This window comes from Paraburkholderia sp. CNPSo 3274, from assembly GCF_024206475.1.
Lineage (GTDB): Bacteria > Pseudomonadota > Gammaproteobacteria > Burkholderiales > Burkholderiaceae > Paraburkholderia.
Genome location: NZ_JAMBPR010000007.1, coordinates 79,963 through 97,069, shown reverse-complemented (window position 1 = coordinate 97,069; position 17,107 = coordinate 79,963). Strand labels below are relative to the sequence as shown.

Sequence of the window (17,107 nt, the reverse complement as noted above, 5' to 3'; positions counted from 1 at the left end):
GTGCTAACGGATTTTTCAGGTGAGCGAAAAAGAAATTGATCAGATTCTGGTCGAGCGCGTGCAAAAAGGCGACAAGGCCGCGTTCGAGCTCCTGGTCTCGAAATACCACCGCAAGATCATCCGGCTGATCTCGCGCCTCGTGCGGGACCCCGCCGAGGTCGAGGACGTGGCCCAGGACGCCTTTATCAAGGCTTACCGCGCACTACCGCAGTTTCGTGGCGAATCGGCTTTCTATACGTGGCTGTACCGAATTGCTGTCAATACGGCAAAGAACTACCTTGCGACCCAGGGAAGACGCGCTCCAACTTCTACCGAGGCGGATGCTGAAGAAGCGGAAACTTTCTCGGACGCCGATCAACTAAGGGATATCAATACGCCCGAGTCGATGTTGATGAGCAAGCAGATCGCACAGACGGTCAATGCTGCGATGGCGGTTTTACCGGAAGAGTTGCGCACCGCCATTACGCTTCGGGAAATAGAAGGCCTAAGCTACGAGGAAATTGCCGAGATGATGGGGTGCCCGATCGGCACCGTCAGATCGAGAATTTTCCGCGCTCGGGAAGCCATTGCGGCAAAATTGCGTCCGCTGCTGGACACTCCGGAAGGCAAGCGCTGGTAAGAAGAAGAACCAGCTTCGCCCCGGGCGGCGACGCGATTCACCAGAATGAGTTGGTGTCACAGGGACGTCTGTTAGGGAATGGGGAGCATCATGGGTTCGGTCTCGATGCAATCGGTATCAAGCTCGCGCGGCGAGCGTCTGTCCGCCTTCGTCGACGGTGAAGCGTCGGCACAGGAGCATCTGAACGGAAGTTATCTGGAACTCGACGGCGAAGGGCGCGCAGCCTGGTCGGAGTACCACCTGATCGGCGACGTGCTGCGCTCTGACGATCTGGCCCTCAGCCAGGCCGCGAGCCGTGCCTTCGTGACGGGTTTCGCGGCGCGCTTCGAAGCGGAACCGCACCTGCTGGCACCCGCCGCGCTGCCGCAGCCGCAGGTTGGCCGCAATGAGCGCGTGGGCCGCATTCTGGCGCTGCGCCGCCGCGTGATGCCGTCGCTGGCCGTGGCCGCTGCCGCCGCCACGCTCACGTGGATCGTCATGCCGCAAATGCGCGGCGTGGGCATGGCCGGCGCGCCGCAAATCGCCGCGGTGCAGTCGCAGGGCGACGGCGTGCAGCGTGTGGCGATGAACACCACGCCGGCGCCTGTCGCAGGCGGTCAGGACGGCAATATCATCCGCGACGCGCGGCTCGACGAATATCTCCAGGCGCACCAGCAGTTCGCGCAGCAGCCGGTCATATCGGATTCCATGCCGTATATCCGGTCAGCCGCTCTTACCACGCAAGGCCAATAAGTTTGATGCAGACATTGCGGTTGAATAAAAAGACGATCTGGGGGCGGTTGCCGGCATTCCTTTGCTGCGCAGCCGTGATGTTCACCGCTCTGTCTGTCGCCCCGCGTGCCCACGCGCAAGGCGCGTCCGCGGCCGATGCCGCCACGCGCCAGAGCGCGGCGCAGTTGCTCGACCGCATCCAGCAGGCCGCCCAGCAGCAAAGTTACGAAGGCACCTTCGTCTACCAGCGCGGCGAATTCGTGCAGTCCTCGCGCATCACGCACTACGCCTCGAAGCAGGACGGCGAGTTCGAAAAGCTCGAAAGCCTCGACGGCAAGCCGCGCACGATGCTGCGCCACAACGACGATCTCTATACCTTCGTGCCCGAGCGCAAGCTGCTCGTCGTCGAAAAGCGCCAGAACAAGGACGCATTCCCGGCGTTGCTTTCCACGAGCGGCGAGCAGGTGCTGAGCGTCTACGAGCCGAAGATGCTCGGCAACGACCGGGTGGCGGGTCTCGACAGCCAGGTGATCCAGCTCGACCCGAAGGACAATTTCCGCTTCGCCTACAAGCTGTGGGCGGACGCGAAAACCGGTCTGCTGCTGCGTTCGCAGATGCTCGACCCGTCAAACGGCCAGGTGCTCCAGCAACTCGCGTTCACGCAGGTTCGCATTGGTGGTCCCGTCGACAAGACGCCTATCGTGAACGGTATGCGCAATATCGAGGGCTGGAACGTGGTGCGGCCGCCGCTTCAGCCGGTCGACATCGAAGCGCAGGGCTGGTCGTTCGGCCAGGTGGCGCCGGGTTTCCAGAAGGTTCGCGAAGTGCGCCGGCCGATGGCGGCGCGCGACGCGAGCGATCCGCCCATCCCGGTCGATCAGGCCGTATTCTCCGACGGACTGTCCACACTTTCCGTCTTTATCGAACCGGTCAAGAACAACAGTCGCAAGGAAGGCTCGGGCAGTAGTGGCGCGACCCACGTGCTCGTGAAGCGCAACGGCGATTACTTCATCACGTTGCTTGGCGAAGTGCCCCAGACCACGTTGCAGCAGTTCGCGTCTGCCATAGAATACAAGGCTCCCAGGTAACTCCTTCCTTCGGCTGACTTCGATATGACGATTCTCCCGCTGCGCAAATTCTTCGCGGCCGCGGTCGTGGCGGCGTGCCTGCCGTTCGCACCGCACGTGGCATCGGCGGCGCCGGCTGCCAACCTGCCCGACTTCGCCGACCTCGTGGACAAAGTGGGGCCGTCGGTCGTCAATATCCGCACCACTACGCGTGTCTCTACAGCACAGCGCGGCCTCCCGCCGGGCATGGATCAAGGCGACATGTCGGAATTCTTCCGCCGCTTCTTTGGCATCCCGCTTCCGCAAGGGCCGCAGGGTGGGCAGGGCGGCGGTCAGGGTGGCAGCCAGGGCGGAAGCCAGGGCGGCGGTTCGGATTCCGGCCCGGACAGCGGCAACGACACCGAGCAGAACAGCGGCGTCGGCTCGGGTTTCATCCTCTCGAGCGACGGCTACGTGATGACCAACGCGCACGTGATCGACGACGCGGACAGCATCTATGTGACGCTCACCGACAAGCGCGAGTTCAAGGCGAAGCTGATCGGCGTGGACGAGCGCACGGACGTTGCCGTGGTGAAGATTCAGGCCGCCAATCTGCCGGCCGTGACGATGGGCGATTCGAACAAGGTGCGCGTGGGCGAGTGGGTCGTGGCGATCGGTTCGCCGTTCGGCCTCGAGAACACCGTGACGGCGGGCATCGTGAGCGCTAAGGGGCGCGACACGGGCGACTATTTGCCGTTCATCCAGACCGACGTGGCCGTGAATCCCGGCAACTCGGGTGGTCCGCTCATCAATATGCAAGGCGAGGTGATCGGCATCAACTCGCAGATCTATAGCCGCACCGGCGGCTTCATGGGCATCTCGTTCGCGATTCCGATCGACGAGGCGATGCGCGTGGCGGATCAGCTCAAGTCCACGGGCAAGGTCACGCGTGGTCGCATTGCCGTGGCCATCGGCGAGGTGACGAAAGACGTGGCCGACTCGCTCGGATTGCCCAAGGCGCAAGGCGCGCTCGTCTCCAGCGTCGAGCCGGGCGGCCCAGCAGACAAGGCGGGCATCCAGCCGGGCGATATCATCCTGAAGTTCAACGGCACGAGCGTCGACGCCGCGACTGACCTGCCGCGCATGGTCGGCGACACGAAGCCGGGCACCAAGGCGACCGTTACGGTCTGGCGCAAGGGCGCAACGCGCGATCTGCCGATCACGATCGCCGAGATGCAGACCGACAAGAGCGCGAAGGCCGACCCGAAAAAGGCGCCCGAGCCCAAGCCGCGCGCGTTGAACGCGCTCGGTATCGCGGTGGTCGACATCCCCGCCGACCAGCTCGCCCAGCTCAAGATCAAGGGCGGCGCGATGGTGGACGCGGTGGATGGCCCGGCAGCGCGCGCCGGCCTGCAGAAGGGCGACATCATCCTGCGCGTGGGCGACACGGATATCACCAGTGCGAAGCAGTTCCAGGACGTGACGGCGCATCTCGACCCGCAGAAGATGGTGGCGGTGCTCGTGCGTCGCGGCGACAACACGCAGTTCGTGCCGCTGCGCCCGCGCGCGCCGGGGCAGAAGTAACGCCGATGCGCACGCCCATGCGGTCTTCGTCGGCAGCGCCGGGCGCGCTCGAACGTGCGAGCGCGCACCTCGTGCTCTACGGGCGCGCATGGTGTCATCTGTGCGAGGACATGCGCGTGGCGCTCGAGCCGCTCGCCGCAGCGGCGGGCGCGCGGCTCGACGTCATCGATGTCGATTCCGACCCCGCGCTGCAGGCACGTTATGACGAACTCGTGCCGATGCTCCTTTGCAACGGCATCGAGCTGTGCCACTACCATCTCGACGAAGCGCGCGTGCGCGCTATGCTGGGCCTGGGCCCGGACGCACCGAGCGTAGCGCCGACTCCGCCGGGCGGAGCGTGAAACTTGGGGCCGCCACACGGCGGTACCTGCCCCCTGCGGCATGACACATCCGTTACATCACCGGACGGTTCGCCCGTGGGGCCCCTTTTCGGCTAAAATAGTCCGGTTTTTCATCTGTTTACGAGGCGTGCCACGCAATCGTTGGGGCGCGCCTTTTTCGCTTGATCGGCACTGAATGGATCATATTCGTAACTTCTCGATCATTGCGCACATCGACCATGGCAAGTCGACGCTCGCCGATCGCATCATCCAGCTGTGCGGCGGCTTGTCCGACCGCGAAATGGAATCGCAGGTGCTCGACTCGATGGATCTCGAGCGCGAGCGCGGCATCACCATCAAGGCGCAGACCGCTGCGCTCTCGTACAAGGCGCGTGACGGCAAGGTTTACAACCTGAACCTGATCGACACGCCTGGGCACGTCGACTTCTCCTACGAGGTGAGCCGCTCGCTCTCCGCGTGCGAGGGCGCGCTGCTCGTGGTGGACGCGAGCCAGGGCGTCGAGGCGCAAACGGTGGCGAACTGCTACACCGCGATCGAACTCGGCGTGGAAGTCGTGCCGGTGCTCAACAAGATCGACCTGCCCGCCGCCAACCCCGAAAACGCCATCGAAGAAATCGAGGACGTGATCGGCATCGACGCCACCGACGCCACGCGCTGCAGCGCGAAGACCGGCCTCGGCGTGGAAGACGTCCTCGAAGCGCTCATCGTCAAGGTGCCGCCGCCCGAGGGCGATCCACAAGCGCCGCTGCAGGCGCTCATCATCGACTCGTGGTTCGACAACTACGTGGGCGTGGTGATGCTCGTGCGTATCGTCAACGGCACGCTGCGTCCGAAGGACAAGATCAAGCTGATGGCCACCGGCGCGCAGTATCCGGTCGAGCACGTCGGCGTGTTCTCGCCGAAGTCGCGCAACCTCGATCAGCTTTCGGCGGGGCAGGTGGGCTTCATCATCGCCGGCATCAAGGAACTCGCCGCGACCAAGGTGGGCGACACCGTCACGCTCGCGACCAGGCCGGCCGCCGAGCCGCTGCCGGGCTTCAAGGAAGTGAAGCCGCAGGTGTTCGCGGGCCTCTATCCGGTCGAGGCGAACCAGTACGACGCGCTGCGCGAATCGCTCGAAAAGCTCAAGCTCAACGACGCTTCGCTGCAATACGAGCCGGAAGTTTCGCAGGCGCTGGGCTTCGGCTTCCGTTGCGGCTTCCTTGGTCTCTTGCACATGGAAATCGTGCAGGAGCGTCTCGAGCGCGAGTTCGACATGGACCTCATCACCACGGCGCCGACCGTGGTGTACGAGGTCGTACAGGCGGACGGCAGCACGATCAAGGTCGAGAACCCGGCGAAGATGCCGGAGCCCCCCAAGATTGCCGAGGTCCGCGAGCCGATCGTGACCGTGAACCTGTACATGCCGCAAGAGTACGTGGGTTCGGTCATCACGCTCTGTACGAACAAGCGCGGCAACCAGATCAACATGCAGTACCACGGCCGCCAGGTGCAGCTCACGTACGAAATTCCGATGGCGGAAATCGTGCTCGATTTCTTCGACCGTCTGAAGTCGGTGTCGCGAGGTTATGCGTCGATGGACTACGAGTTCAAGGAATACCGCAGCTCGGACGTCGTGAAGGTCGACATGCTGATCAACGGCGACAAGGTCGATGCGCTGTCCATCATCGTCCACCGTTCGCAGTCGCAGTACCGCGGCCGCGAAGTGGCGGCGAAGATGCGCGAGATCATCCCGCGCCAGATGTACGACGTGGCCATTCAGGCCGCGATCGGCGCGCACATCGTCGCGCGCGAGAACATCAAGGCGCTGCGCAAGAACGTGCTGGCCAAGTGCTACGGCGGCGACATCACGCGTAAGAAGAAGCTGCTCGAAAAGCAGAAGGAAGGCAAGAAGCGGATGAAGCAGGTCGGCTCGGTCGAGATTCCGCAAGAGGCCTTCCTCGCCATTCTTCGTGTCGAAGATAAATAAGTAACGCAAATAAGCCGGACAACGGATCTCTACATGAATTTTGCGCTGATACTTTTTGTGCTCGTCATCTTGACGGGTGTTGCGTGGGTTGCAGACAAACTGGTGTTCATGCCGCGTCGGCGCCTCGCCGCCGATGCGGCGGTCGCGGAGTTCGACCGTCAGCAGGAGCGTGTGGGCGAGCGCTTCGCCGATGAAAACGCGCCTGTCACGCGTCAGAACCTGCGCAACGACAAGCTGCGCCAGCCGTGGTGGCTCGAGTACACGGCGAGTTTCTTCCCCGTCATCCTGATCGTGTTCTTCGTACGCTCGTTCGTCGTCGAGCCGTTCAAGATTCCGTCGGGCTCGATGGTCCCCACGCTGCTCGTGGGTGACTTCATCCTCGTGAACAAGTTCGACTACGGCATCCGCCTGCCGATCACGAACACGAAGCTCACGCAGGGCCGGCCGCTCGAGCGCGGCGACGTGGTCGTGTTCCGCTATCCGAAGGATGAGTCGGTCGACTACATCAAGCGCGTGATCGGCCTGCCGGGCGACGTGGTCGCCTATCAGGACAAGCAGCTCACGATCAACGGCAAGCCGGTGCCGGAAATGCCGCAGGGCGACTTCTTCGACGAAGAGCGCATTGGCTACGCGAAGCAGTTCACGGAAGACCTCGGCAACGGGCGCAAGAACAACATCCTCAATAACCCCGCGGTGCCGCCGTTCATCGTGGGCGCAGAGGACTATCCGTATCGCGACAATTGCCAGTACAACGCGCGCGGCGTGATCTGCAAGGTGCCGGCGGGCCATTACTTCATGATGGGCGACAACCGCGACAACAGCGCGGACAGCCGCTATTGGGGCTTTGTGCCAGACGCGAACATCGTGGGCCGCGCGTTCTTCATCTGGATGAACTTCAGCAACCTGCGTCGCATCGGTTCGTTCGAGTAATTCGTATTTGATTGACGTGCGATGCACGTCGGGCACGCGCGCGAAGAAGCCATAGGAGCAACAACAAAAATCGTATGCGCGAACACAAGTCTCACTTGCATAACGCGCATCGCATCTTCGCGCGCTACTTGAAGAATCCTCGGTAACGTCGCTTCGTCACGGTTTTTCGCCCGCCGCCCCCTGTTTTCGCTGGGGGCGGCGGGCGCGTTATACTCTCCCCATGCTCCAATCTCCGTTGGAAAGCCGTTTGCGCTACGAATTTCGCAATGCGGAATTGCTGCGCCAGGCTTTAACCCACCGCAGTCACAGTGCCACGCATAACGAACGCCTCGAATTCCTCGGTGATTCGGTTCTGAATTGCGCGGTGGCTGCCCTATTGTTCCAACGTTTTGGCAAACTGGACGAAGGCGACCTCTCGCGGGTGCGCGCGAACCTGGTCAAGCAGCAGTCGCTCTACGAAATTGCTCAGGCCCTCAATATTGCCGATGGCCTGCGCCTTGGCGAAGGCGAGTTGCGCAGCGGCGGCTTCCGCCGCCCGTCGATCCTCGCCGACGCGCTGGAAGCAATCTTCGGGGCGATCTTCCTCGACGGCGGCTTCGACGCCGCCCAGACGGTCATCAAGCGCCTCTACGTGCCGATCCTCGATCACATCGATCCGCGCACGCTCGGCAAGGATTCCAAGACGCTGCTGCAGGAGTACCTGCAGGGTCACAAGATCGCGCTGCCAACCTACACGGTCGTCGCGACGCATGGTGCGGCGCACAATCAGCAGTTCGAAGTCGAATGCACGGTGCCGAAGCTCGATGTAAAGGTGTCGGGCTCGGGTGCAAGCCGTCGCGCGGCGGAGCAGGCCGCGGCGAAGAAGGCACTCGACGAGGTCATGGCCGCGGCGCCCGCGCTGGTTGCGAAGCCGCGACGCTCGAAGGGCGCGCGTGCGCCCAAACCGGAGCCTGAGGTCGTCCCCGGCGTGACCGGCGTGCAGGGCGCGCTCGATCTGCGCTCGCCGGAGCGCCGCGAGCGTGCCTCGACGCGTACCGAGCGTCCGGCGCAAACCGTGGCAGCCGAAGGTGCGCCGCTCGCCGTGATTCGTGCGGCGCACGTCCAGGAGCGTCCGGCCGAGAAGGACAAACTGGCTGAAAAGCCCGCGGAGAAGGCCGAACGCGGTGCGGAGAAAGCAAGCGACAAGCCCGCCGACAAGGCCACGGGTTTCGACGCCGTACCGAGCGCCGGCTTCATCGGCCACCGTTCGGCCGCGGTGAAAGCCGAATCGGCGATGCGCACCGTCGAGCGCGCGCAAACCGCAACGACCGGCGGCACCAGCACCGATGCCGAGACGCATGCCGAAGCCACTACGGCCATTCCCGTGCGCGCGGCCGATGCCGGCCACTGATTCCACCCAGGCGCGCCGCGAGCGCGCCTCCCGTTTTTCTATTCCGGTCCGATCATGAACGCTCCCACTTCCACTCCTGCCGGTTTCCGTTGCGGCATGGTCGCGATCGTCGGCCGTCCGAACGTTGGCAAATCGACGCTGATGAACGCGCTGGTCGGCCAGAAGATCAGCATCACGTCGCGCAAGGCGCAGACCACGCGCCATCGCATCACCGGCATCAACACGATCGACGACGCGCAGTACATTTTCGTCGACACGCCCGGTTTCCAGACGCGCCACAGCACGGCGCTCAACCGCTCGTTGAACCGCGCGGTGACCTCCACGCTCAGCTCGGTCGATGCCGTGCTGTTTGTGATCGAGGCCGGCAAGTTCGGCCCCGACGACCAGAGAGTGCTCGACCTGATTCCCCCGAATGCGCCCACGATCCTGATCGCCAACAAGATCGACCGCGTAAACGACAAGGCCACGCTGTATCCGTTCATCCAGCAGGTCCAGGGTCTGCGCGAGTTCCGCGAGATCGTGCCGCTTTCGGCAAATAACCCGGACGACATCAAGCGCCTGCTTGCGACGCTCAAGCCGTATCTGCCCGAAGGCGAGCCGATCTACGGCGAGGACGACCTCACCGATCGCAGCGAGCGATTCCTCGCTGCCGAAATCCTGCGCGAGAAAGTGTTCCGCTGGACCGGTGACGAACTCCCGTACACGAGCACGGTGCTGATCGACAAGTTCGAGCAGGAAGGGCGGCTGCGCCGCGTCTTCGCGACGATTCTCGTCGAGCGCGACACGCAGAAGGCGATGGTGATCGGCCAGAAGGGCGCGAAGCTCAAGCAGATCAGCACCGAGGCGCGACTCGACATGGAGAAGCTGTTCGACGGTCCCGTGTACCTCGAAACCTTCGTGAAGGTGAAGAGCGGCTGGGCCGACAACGAAGCCGGGCTGCGCGCCTACGGTTACGAGTAAGCGCGACGGGCACCGCGTATGAGTGACGGCGCAGCCGGAACCCTGCACGACGACTGGCCCGCGCACGATGAAGCGCAGGCCGACGAGGCAATCGCTGCGGACGAAGCCTCCGATTCCCGCGGTGCGCGGCGCTCGCCCGCGAAAAGCACCCAAAGTACGAGAAGCACGAAGGTGACAAAAGGCGCCGCCACGCGCAACGCGATGACCGAAGGCGCCGACGCCACGCTCGAAGGCCGCGCCGAACCGCGCACCGAATCACGCAACGGCCGCAAGACCACCGCGCGCTCGCAATTGCCGCGCGCTTCACGCAGCACGACCCCCGATTACCGCATCGCCGAGCAGCCGGCTTTTGTGCTGCATAGCTATCCGTACCGCGAGACGAGCCTCATCATCGATGTGCTCTCGCGCGATCACGGCCGCATGGCACTCGTCGCGAAGGGCGCGAAGCGTCCGCATTCGGCGTTGCGCGGCGTGCTGCAAACCTTCCAGCCGCTCGCGCTTTCCTGGACCGGCAAGGGCGAGGTGCGCACGCTTACAGGCGCCGAGTGGGTCGGCGGCATGTTGCCGCTGGCCGGCGACGCGCTGCTGTGCGGCTTCTACGTGAACGAGCTGCTCGTGAAGTTCATCGCGCGCGAAGACCCGCACCCCGAACTCTTTCGCCACTACGTCGTGACGCTCACGCGCCTCGCGCACGACGAGCCGCCCGTGCAGGTGCTGCGCTCATTCGAGCGCGTGCTGCTGCGGGAGGCGGGCTACGCGCTCGCGCTCAACCGCACCGTGAACCGCAAGGCCGTAGTGGCCGAAGGGCGCTACGTGTTCGATCCGGAACGCGGTGTGCGCGAAGCATCGGACGAATGGCCTGCGCAATGGCCTCGGCTTTCGGGTCAGACGTTGCTCGACATGGAAGAGGACGATTACCATCGACCCCAGACGGTTGCGCAGAGCAAGGCGCTCATGCGCTTCCTGCTGAACACTTACCTTGGCGGCACGCCGCTCGCGACGCGCCAGATTCTGATCGACTTGCAGAACCTATGAGCTTTTTTCTCACTTCGCCCAACGTGATCGACCTCGGTGTGAACATCGACCACGTCGCCACGCTGCGCAACGCGCGCGGTACCGCTTATCCCGATCCGATCCGCGCGGCGCTCCTCGCCGAAGAGGCAGGCGCCGACGCGATCACGCTGCATCTGCGTGAGGATCGCCGCCATATCGTCGACGCCGACGTGCGCGCGCTGCGTCCGCAACTGAAAACGCGCATGAACCTCGAATGCGCGGTGACAGCCGAGATGCTCGACATCGCGTGCGAGATCAAACCGCACGACGTTTGCCTCGTGCCCGAAAAGCGCGCCGAGCTGACGACCGAAGGCGGCCTCGATGTCGCGGGCCACTTCGACGCCGTTGCCGCCGCCTGCCGTCAGCTTGCCGATGCGGGCTGTCGCGTCTCGCTGTTCATCGACCCGGACGAAACGCAGATCCGCGCGGCGCACGAAACGGGCGCACCCGTGATCGAGCTGCATACGGGCCGCTACGCGGAGGCACACGACGCCGGCGAGCAGGAGCGCGAATACGAGCGCGTGGTCACCGGCGTGATCTGCGGCAACAGCCTCGGACTGAAGGTGAACGCCGGCCACGGTCTGCATTACACGAACGTGCAGCAGATCGCGGCCATCGACGGCATCGTCGAGCTGAATATCGGCCACGCGATCGTTGCGCACGCAATTTTCGCGGGTTGGGAGAACGCGGTGCGCGAAATGAAGGCGATCATGGTTGCGGCGTGCCTCGGAACACGCGGCTGATTGCAACCCAGCGCCTGCGCGCCCGCGCACAATCGACATACTTCGACGGGAGTCTCATGGCGATCTACGGTATCGGCACCGACATCATCCAGGTGAGCCGCGTGGCGGCAGTCATGGAGCGCACCAACGGGCGCTTCGCGCCGCGCGTGCTCGGCCCGGACGAACTCGCCGTCTACGAGGCGCGCAAGGCGCGCTCGGCGGCGCGGGGCCTGGCGTATCTGTGCACGAGGTTTTCCGCGAAAGAGGCGTTTTCGAAGGCGATCGGCCTCGGCATGCGCATGCCGATGACCTGGCGCGCCATGCAGACCCTCAACGAGCCGGGCGGCCGTCCTGTGATCGTCGCTTCGGGCGAACTCGCGCAGTGGCTCGACGAACGCGGTATCACGGCGCGCGTGAGCATCACCGACGAGCATGACTACGCGGTGTCGTTCGTGGTTGCGGAAATCAACGGGTGATATCTTTCGCCGTGCGTTGCGCGGCATCTACGCAAAACTCATCGATGAAAAATAATCCCGGGCCAGTAATGCTCGACGTGGTCGGCACCACGCTGAGCGACGACGACGTGCGGCGCCTCGCGCACCCGATCACCGGCGGCGTGATTCTGTTCGCGCGCCACTACGAGAACCGCGCGCAGCTCGTCGCGCTGACCGACGCTATCCGCTCGGTGCGCGAGGACCTGCTGATCGCCGTCGACCATGAAGGCGGCCGCGTGCAGCGCTTTCGCACCGACGGCTTCACGGTGCTGCCCGCCATGGGGCGCCTCGGCGCGTTGTGGGACAAGGACGTGCTGCTCGCCACCAAGCTCGCGACGGCAGTGGGCTATATCCTCGCGAGCGAGCTGCGCGCGTGCGGCATCGATCTCTCTTTCACGCCGGTGCTCGATCTCGGCTATGGCCAGTCGAAGGTGGTGGGCGATCGCGCGTTCCATCGCGATCCGCGCGTCGTCACGCTGCTCGCCAAGAGCCTCAATCACGGGCTTTCGCTCGCGGGCATGGCCAATTGCGGCAAGCATTTCCCGGGTCATGGCTTCGCGACGGCGGACTCGCACGTCGCGGTGCCCGTCGACGAACGTCCGCTCGAAGCGATCCTCGGCGAAGACGCGCTGCCTTACGACTGGCTCGGTCTCTCGCTCACGGCGGTGATGCCGGGGCACGTGATTTATCCGAAGATCGATTCGAAGCCTGCGGGCTTCTCGCGCATCTGGGTCGAGGAAATTCTGCGCAAGCGGCTGCGCTTCACGGGCGCGATCTTCAGCGACGATCTCTCGATGGAGGCCGCGCGCCAGGGCGGTACGCTCACCGAGGGCGCGCGCGCCGCGCTCGAAGCGGGCTGCGACATGGTGCTGATCTGCAACCAGCCGCACGAGGCCGAAAAGGTGCTCGACGCGTTGCGCACCATCGAGCCGCGCCGCGCCGCCAAGGTTTCGGGCCTGCGCATCAAGCGCATGCGCGCGCGCGGCAAGGCGCTGCGTTGGGACAAGATGGTGGCGGACCCGGGGTACATCGAGGCGCAGGCATTGCTGCGCAGCGTACTGCCTTGATGCCCTGATTGCGGCGCCGGTGGAATGAAAAAAGGCTGTCCTTCGGAAACGAAGGGCAGCCTTTTTACAAGGTGCGTGCGCTTTGCCGACTCAGTTCAGCCGCATGCGCTGCAGCTTGTTGTAGAGCGTCTTGGGGCTGATGCCGAGCAGCGATGCGGCACGGTGCCGCGTGCCGCCCACGGCGTCGAGCGTCGCGCGGATCAGCATTTCCTCCACGTCGGCGAGCGGCGTGCCCACGGTGACCTGCACGCGGCCACCGTTCATCTCGCGCGGGCCCGCGCCGCTGCTTTCCTCGGCCTGCAACGTTTCCAGCACCTCCCCCGAGGCGTGCCACGCGCGCCTCACGCGTTCGTGCAGTTCGCGGACATTGCCCGGCCAGTCATACGCGAGGCACTCGCGGACGAACGAGGGCGCGACCAGCCGCGTCGCGCCCGCCAGACCGTGCGCCTGGGCTTCCTGATTGAGTTCGTCGATGCACGCGAGCGCGAGCAGGGCGGCGTCGTCATCGCGTTCTCGCAGCGGCGGCAGCTGGATCGCCGCGGCATCGAGGCGCAGCCACAGATCGTCGTGCAGCGCGCCCTGCTGGACGGCTTCACGCGGTATCGCACGGGTTGCCGCGATCAGGCGGAAATCGGTGCCCACCTCGCTGTTGCCGCCCACGCGCATGAAGGTCTGCGAATCGAGTGCGCGCAGCAGCGTTTCCTGCTGCTCGCGCGGCAGGTCGGTCAGTTCGTCGATGAAGAGCGTGCCGCCGCCCGCCTGATCGACGAGACCCGGCTCGCGCTGTTCCGCGCCGGTGAACGCGCCGCGCTCGTGCCCGAACAGCACGCTCGCAAGCGGCCGGCCCGCGGCCGCCTCTGCCACGAGCGAGCGCGCGTCGCACACGATGAACGGCCCCTTGCGGCGGCGGCTCAGCTGGTGCAGCGTGCGGGCGGCGACTTCCTTGCCCGTGCCCGCTTCGCCGTGCACGAGCAGCGCCGCTTCGGTGGGCGCGAGCTGTTCGAGCGTGTCGTAGACATGCTGGATCGCGCTGCTGCGCCCGAGCATCGGTCCGAAGTGGCCCATCTGGCGCAGCGTGGCGCGCAGCGCGCGGACTTCCTCGGTCAGCTCGTAGGGACGTGGAATGCGCGCGAGCAGGCTGCGCAGGCGCGGAATGTTGACCGGCTTGAGCAGATAGTCCCAGATGCCGTGGCGCAGGCCTTCGATCGCGCTTTCGACCGTGGCGTTGCCGGTCATCACGATCACGGGCAGCGCGCCGCCTGGCGGCTGCGCGGGCAAATGCGGCAGCAACTCGAGGCCGCCGCCATCGGGCAGGTTCAGGTCGACGATTACGACGTCGGGGATGAAGCGCGCAAGTGCGGCGCGCGCTTCGGCGAGTGTGGCAGCGGTGTCGACGGAGAACCCGTCGGCCGACAGGATCGCAGAGAGACCTGACAGGCTATTGGGATCGTCTTCGACAATCAGGGCGTGTGGCATGGCGGTAGCGGCTTACGGATGAGCGCAGTCGCGCCGGCGCGGCGCGCGCGGGGTAGCGCGTGCGCCCCGGCAGGCAGCCGCGCGGCGCGCGGCAGCGCGGCACGATGCGAAAGATTTCACCGAGATCACGGAGATGTCTCGTAGCAGGGTGTTCAGTTCCGGTTCTCCCAGTTGTGCTGCGCCAGAGCGGGGCGCGACGGCGTTGCCCGGCAGCGAGGCGGCCGGGCAGCGGCGCAAACCCGAAGCGCCAGGCGCTTCGGGCTTGCGTGCAACCCCCTGTTTGCCTGCAAGTGGGCGACGAGCGCACCGGCCATGCCGTGGACGGTGCGTCAGTCGCGCGGCCGGTGCGCGTCGAACCAGCGGCGCACTTCCAGTTCTGCCTCGTCACGCGTCTTGCCGTAACGTTCCTGGATAAGCCCGGCGAGCCGATCCGCATGGCCTTCGGCCTTGGCGAGTTCGTCGTCCGTCAACTCGCCCCATGCCGCTTTGGCCTTGCCGATCAACTGCTTCCACTTGCCTTCGGCAATGTCGTTGTTCATCGTGTTTCTCCTGATAAGGGTAAAGAGCGTGCAACACATGCTTCTCTAACCTCACAGCAGAAACCGTGCCGCGGGAGTCACTCTGACCGGTTCGCGCCGCGCTCGCGCGCGCAATATGGCAAGCACGCAATCCGTCGCGCATAACCGGTAAGGTTTTCCGTAGCACTCTCAAACATACACGTTCGGCAAAAAAAGAAAAAGCGCCCCGAGGGGGCGCTTTCATCGCGGTGTCCGCCTTTTGCCGCCGGGGCAGCGGGCGAGCGCCTTTTTGGCCTGACGCTGCCTTTAGGCGCGGCTGCGGTACTCGTTCGTACGCGTGTCGATTTCGATCTTGTCGCCGATGTTGCAGAAGAGCGGCACTTGCAGCTCGAACCCGGTGTTCAGCTTGGCGGTCTTCAGGACCTTGCCCGACGACGTGTCGCCCTTGACGGCCGGTTCCGTGTAGATGATCTCGCGCACCAGCACGGTCGGCAGTTCGACCGAGATCGCCTTCTCGTTGTAGAACACCACTTCGCAGCCCATGCCGTCTTCGAGGTAGTTCAGGGCGTCGCCCATCATCTCGCCTTCGACTTCGAACTGGTTGTAGTCGGCGTCCATGAACACATACATCGGGTCGGCGAAGTACGAATACGTCACTTCCTTGCGATCCAGCACGACGACGTCGAACTTGTCGTCCGCCTTGTACACGGTTTCCATGCCCGCGCCGGTCAGCAGGTTCTTGAACTTCATCTTCACGACGGCGGAGTTGCGGCCCGACTTGTTGTATTCGGCCTTCTGCACGACCATTGCGTCGTTACCGATCATCACGACGTTGCCGACGCGGAGTTCCTGTGCGGTCTTCATAGTAAAAAACTGTCCTGTCCAGAATGAGTAGCTTCGAGTGTGCTCGACGGCAAACGTCGCAAGCGGATTCGGTTGATGCTGCTGGGTAGTTGCTGCGACCCTCTTTCATGCATGCACGATGAGGGCGCGAAACTCGAAGCGCTTGAGACGGCTGCCGTCGGATAACCGCTTATTTTAACTGACTTTTTGCGAATTCGGCGAGATTTCCGGCGAGATCGCCAACCTGCCCGAGCTCGGCGGCCCAGGCGTTTGCACGCGCCGCGTAGACGGGCAAATGCTGCGCAAAATCGGCCCAGTCCGGCGTGCCGCGGCCATTCCACGCATGCCAGAAGCGTTCGAGCGCGGCGCGCGGCACCTCTGGCAGCGTGCGGCCGTAGTGCGCGAGCGCGGCGTCGAGCTTCGGCAGATGGGCGTCGTCGGCTTGCGGGTAGATGTGCCACACGAACGGTCGCGCGGCCCATTGCGCGCGCACGAACGAGTCCTCGCCGCGCACGAAGTTGAGATCGCTCGCCCAGAGCAGAGGGTCGTAACCGCGCTGCTCGGTGAACGCAAGCGCGTGCGCGCGCAGCGCGCCGCGCGTGGCCTGCGAGCCCGCGCCGAATGCCGGCTCCCCGAGAAAGCGCGCGAGCGCGCCAGAGATGCGGCCCTGGGGCACGAGCAGGACCACCGGCTTCGCGCCGTCGCGCCATTGCTCCAGCAGAGGGTCGACGGCGGGGTTCTCGTAGGCGAAAAGCGAGATTACGGTGGCTTCCGGCCCGGGGGGCGGGCCGCCCGTGGCGCGCTGCCACCATGCGGAGCGGGCGTCGTGTGAGCGCTCGAAGGCCGCGCGAGCGGCATCGAGCGTGCGCTCCTTGAGCACGCCGCCCGTGCCCGGACCGAGGCCGGGAAAGAAGAAGTGTTTGGCGAGCGCGTAGCGCGGGTGCGGCGAGGGCCGCAGATGAAAATCGGCCACCCAGTCTTCGGCGCTCAGATATTCGAGATTGAGCCAGACGGGCTTGCGCGCGCGCTCGGCCATCGCCGCGACATAGACGCCCGGCAGCTCGCACGCGAACGCCTCGATGACGACATCGGCGATCTGCAGCGTGTCGCCCGCATGCTCGGGCTCGTGCCAGTGCTCGACGAGTACGCCTTCGACCGCTTGCCTGGCGCGGCCCGGGGCGAGCGCGGGGCAGAGCTTCTGGAACGCGTGCAAGTCGTCGACGAACAGGCGCACCTGCCAGCCGTACTCGTGTGCGAGCTGGCGCGCGAGCCGCCAGCACACGCCGATGTCGCCGAAATTGTCGACGACGGCGCAAAAGAGATCGCAGGCAACGGCGCTATCGCTGGCGGCGGCGGGAGTGTGGGCTTCTGTCATGGGTAGCGT

General features: G+C 64.8%; 17 protein-coding genes. 13 read left to right on the top strand and 4 right to left on the bottom strand.

Features of this window, described 5'->3' with window-relative positions:
- Window positions 1-19 precede the first annotated feature (19 nt).
- The 13 genes from rpoE to nagZ all read left to right on the top strand — a co-directional run bounded on the left by rpoE (window position 20) and on the right by nagZ (window position 12,886).
- Entirely contained in the window at window positions 20-619 is a 600-nt protein-coding gene (rpoE, locus tag M3I54_RS06715; protein ID WP_254334056.1) for an RNA polymerase sigma factor RpoE, read from the top strand.
- A 90-nt stretch (window positions 620-709) separates the two neighbouring features.
- Window positions 710-1,351, top strand: coding sequence for a sigma-E factor negative regulatory protein (locus M3I54_RS06710; protein WP_254334054.1), 642 nt, complete (start codon window positions 710-712; stop codon window positions 1,349-1,351).
- A gap of 5 nt (window positions 1,352-1,356) precedes the next feature.
- Window positions 1,357-2,418: a MucB/RseB C-terminal domain-containing protein gene (locus M3I54_RS06705; protein WP_254334052.1), complete on the top strand. Its 1,062-nt coding sequence runs from the start codon at window positions 1,357-1,359 to the stop codon at window positions 2,416-2,418.
- A 24-nt stretch (window positions 2,419-2,442) separates the two neighbouring features.
- The gene (locus M3I54_RS06700) at window positions 2,443-3,960 is read left to right on the top strand and encodes a DegQ family serine endoprotease (protein ID WP_254334051.1); all 1,518 of its coding nucleotides are present in this window, start codon (window positions 2,443-2,445) and stop codon (window positions 3,958-3,960) included.
- 5 nt (window positions 3,961-3,965) lie between these two features.
- A complete protein-coding gene (locus M3I54_RS06695) occupies window positions 3,966-4,301 on the top strand; it encodes a glutaredoxin family protein (protein WP_254334050.1) in 336 nt (111 codons plus the stop codon).
- A 175-nt stretch (window positions 4,302-4,476) separates the two neighbouring features.
- Entirely contained in the window at window positions 4,477-6,270 is a 1,794-nt protein-coding gene (gene lepA / locus M3I54_RS06690) for a translation elongation factor 4 (RefSeq protein WP_254334049.1), read from the top strand.
- A gap of 33 nt (window positions 6,271-6,303) precedes the next feature.
- Window positions 6,304-7,200, top strand: a complete 897-nt coding sequence (gene lepB / locus M3I54_RS06685; RefSeq protein ID WP_254334048.1) for a signal peptidase I — start codon at window positions 6,304-6,306, stop codon at window positions 7,198-7,200.
- 220 nt (window positions 7,201-7,420) lie between these two features.
- Complete coding sequence (rnc, locus tag M3I54_RS06680) at window positions 7,421-8,590, top strand: ribonuclease III (RefSeq protein WP_254334046.1); 1,170 nt, start codon at window positions 7,421-7,423, stop codon at window positions 8,588-8,590.
- Window positions 8,591-8,644: 54 nt separating this feature from the next.
- Entirely contained in the window at window positions 8,645-9,550 is a 906-nt protein-coding gene (gene era, locus M3I54_RS06675) for a GTPase Era (protein ID WP_254334044.1), read from the top strand.
- Between the two features lie 201 nt (window positions 9,551-9,751).
- Window positions 9,752-10,585 (top strand): DNA repair protein RecO, encoded by an 834-nt coding sequence (gene recO / locus M3I54_RS06670; RefSeq protein ID WP_375542106.1) that lies wholly within the window; start codon window positions 9,752-9,754, stop codon window positions 10,583-10,585.
- Window positions 10,582-11,346 (top strand): pyridoxine 5'-phosphate synthase, encoded by a 765-nt coding sequence (pdxJ, locus tag M3I54_RS06665; protein WP_254334042.1) that lies wholly within the window; start codon window positions 10,582-10,584, stop codon window positions 11,344-11,346. The genes recO and pdxJ overlap by 4 nt, the downstream gene beginning before the upstream one ends.
- A gap of 56 nt (window positions 11,347-11,402) precedes the next feature.
- Window positions 11,403-11,801 carry a holo-ACP synthase gene (gene acpS, locus M3I54_RS06660; RefSeq protein ID WP_110854956.1) on the top strand — a complete coding sequence of 133 codons (399 nt, stop codon included), beginning with the start codon at window positions 11,403-11,405 and terminating at the stop codon, window positions 11,799-11,801.
- A gap of 44 nt (window positions 11,802-11,845) precedes the next feature.
- Entirely contained in the window at window positions 11,846-12,886 is a 1,041-nt protein-coding gene (gene nagZ, locus M3I54_RS06655) for a beta-N-acetylhexosaminidase (protein ID WP_254334041.1), read from the top strand.
- A gap of 90 nt (window positions 12,887-12,976) precedes the next feature.
- Here the strand turns inward: nagZ and M3I54_RS06650 are convergent, their stop codons facing one another.
- From M3I54_RS06650 to earP, 4 genes are all read right to left on the bottom strand, one after another.
- Complete coding sequence (locus M3I54_RS06650) at window positions 12,977-14,362, bottom strand: sigma-54 dependent transcriptional regulator (RefSeq protein ID WP_254334040.1); 1,386 nt, start codon at window positions 14,360-14,362, stop codon at window positions 12,977-12,979.
- A 329-nt stretch (window positions 14,363-14,691) separates the two neighbouring features.
- Window positions 14,692-14,901 (bottom strand): CsbD family protein, encoded by a 210-nt coding sequence (locus tag M3I54_RS06645; protein WP_233882292.1) that lies wholly within the window; start codon window positions 14,899-14,901, stop codon window positions 14,692-14,694.
- Between the two features lie 285 nt (window positions 14,902-15,186).
- Window positions 15,187-15,744, bottom strand: coding sequence for an elongation factor P (efp, locus tag M3I54_RS06640; RefSeq protein WP_028206670.1), 558 nt, complete (start codon window positions 15,742-15,744; stop codon window positions 15,187-15,189).
- Window positions 15,745-15,913: 169 nt separating this feature from the next.
- Window positions 15,914-17,098, bottom strand: coding sequence for an elongation factor P maturation arginine rhamnosyltransferase EarP (gene earP, locus M3I54_RS06635; protein ID WP_254334039.1), 1,185 nt, complete (start codon window positions 17,096-17,098; stop codon window positions 15,914-15,916).
- Window positions 17,099-17,107 lie beyond the last annotated feature (9 nt).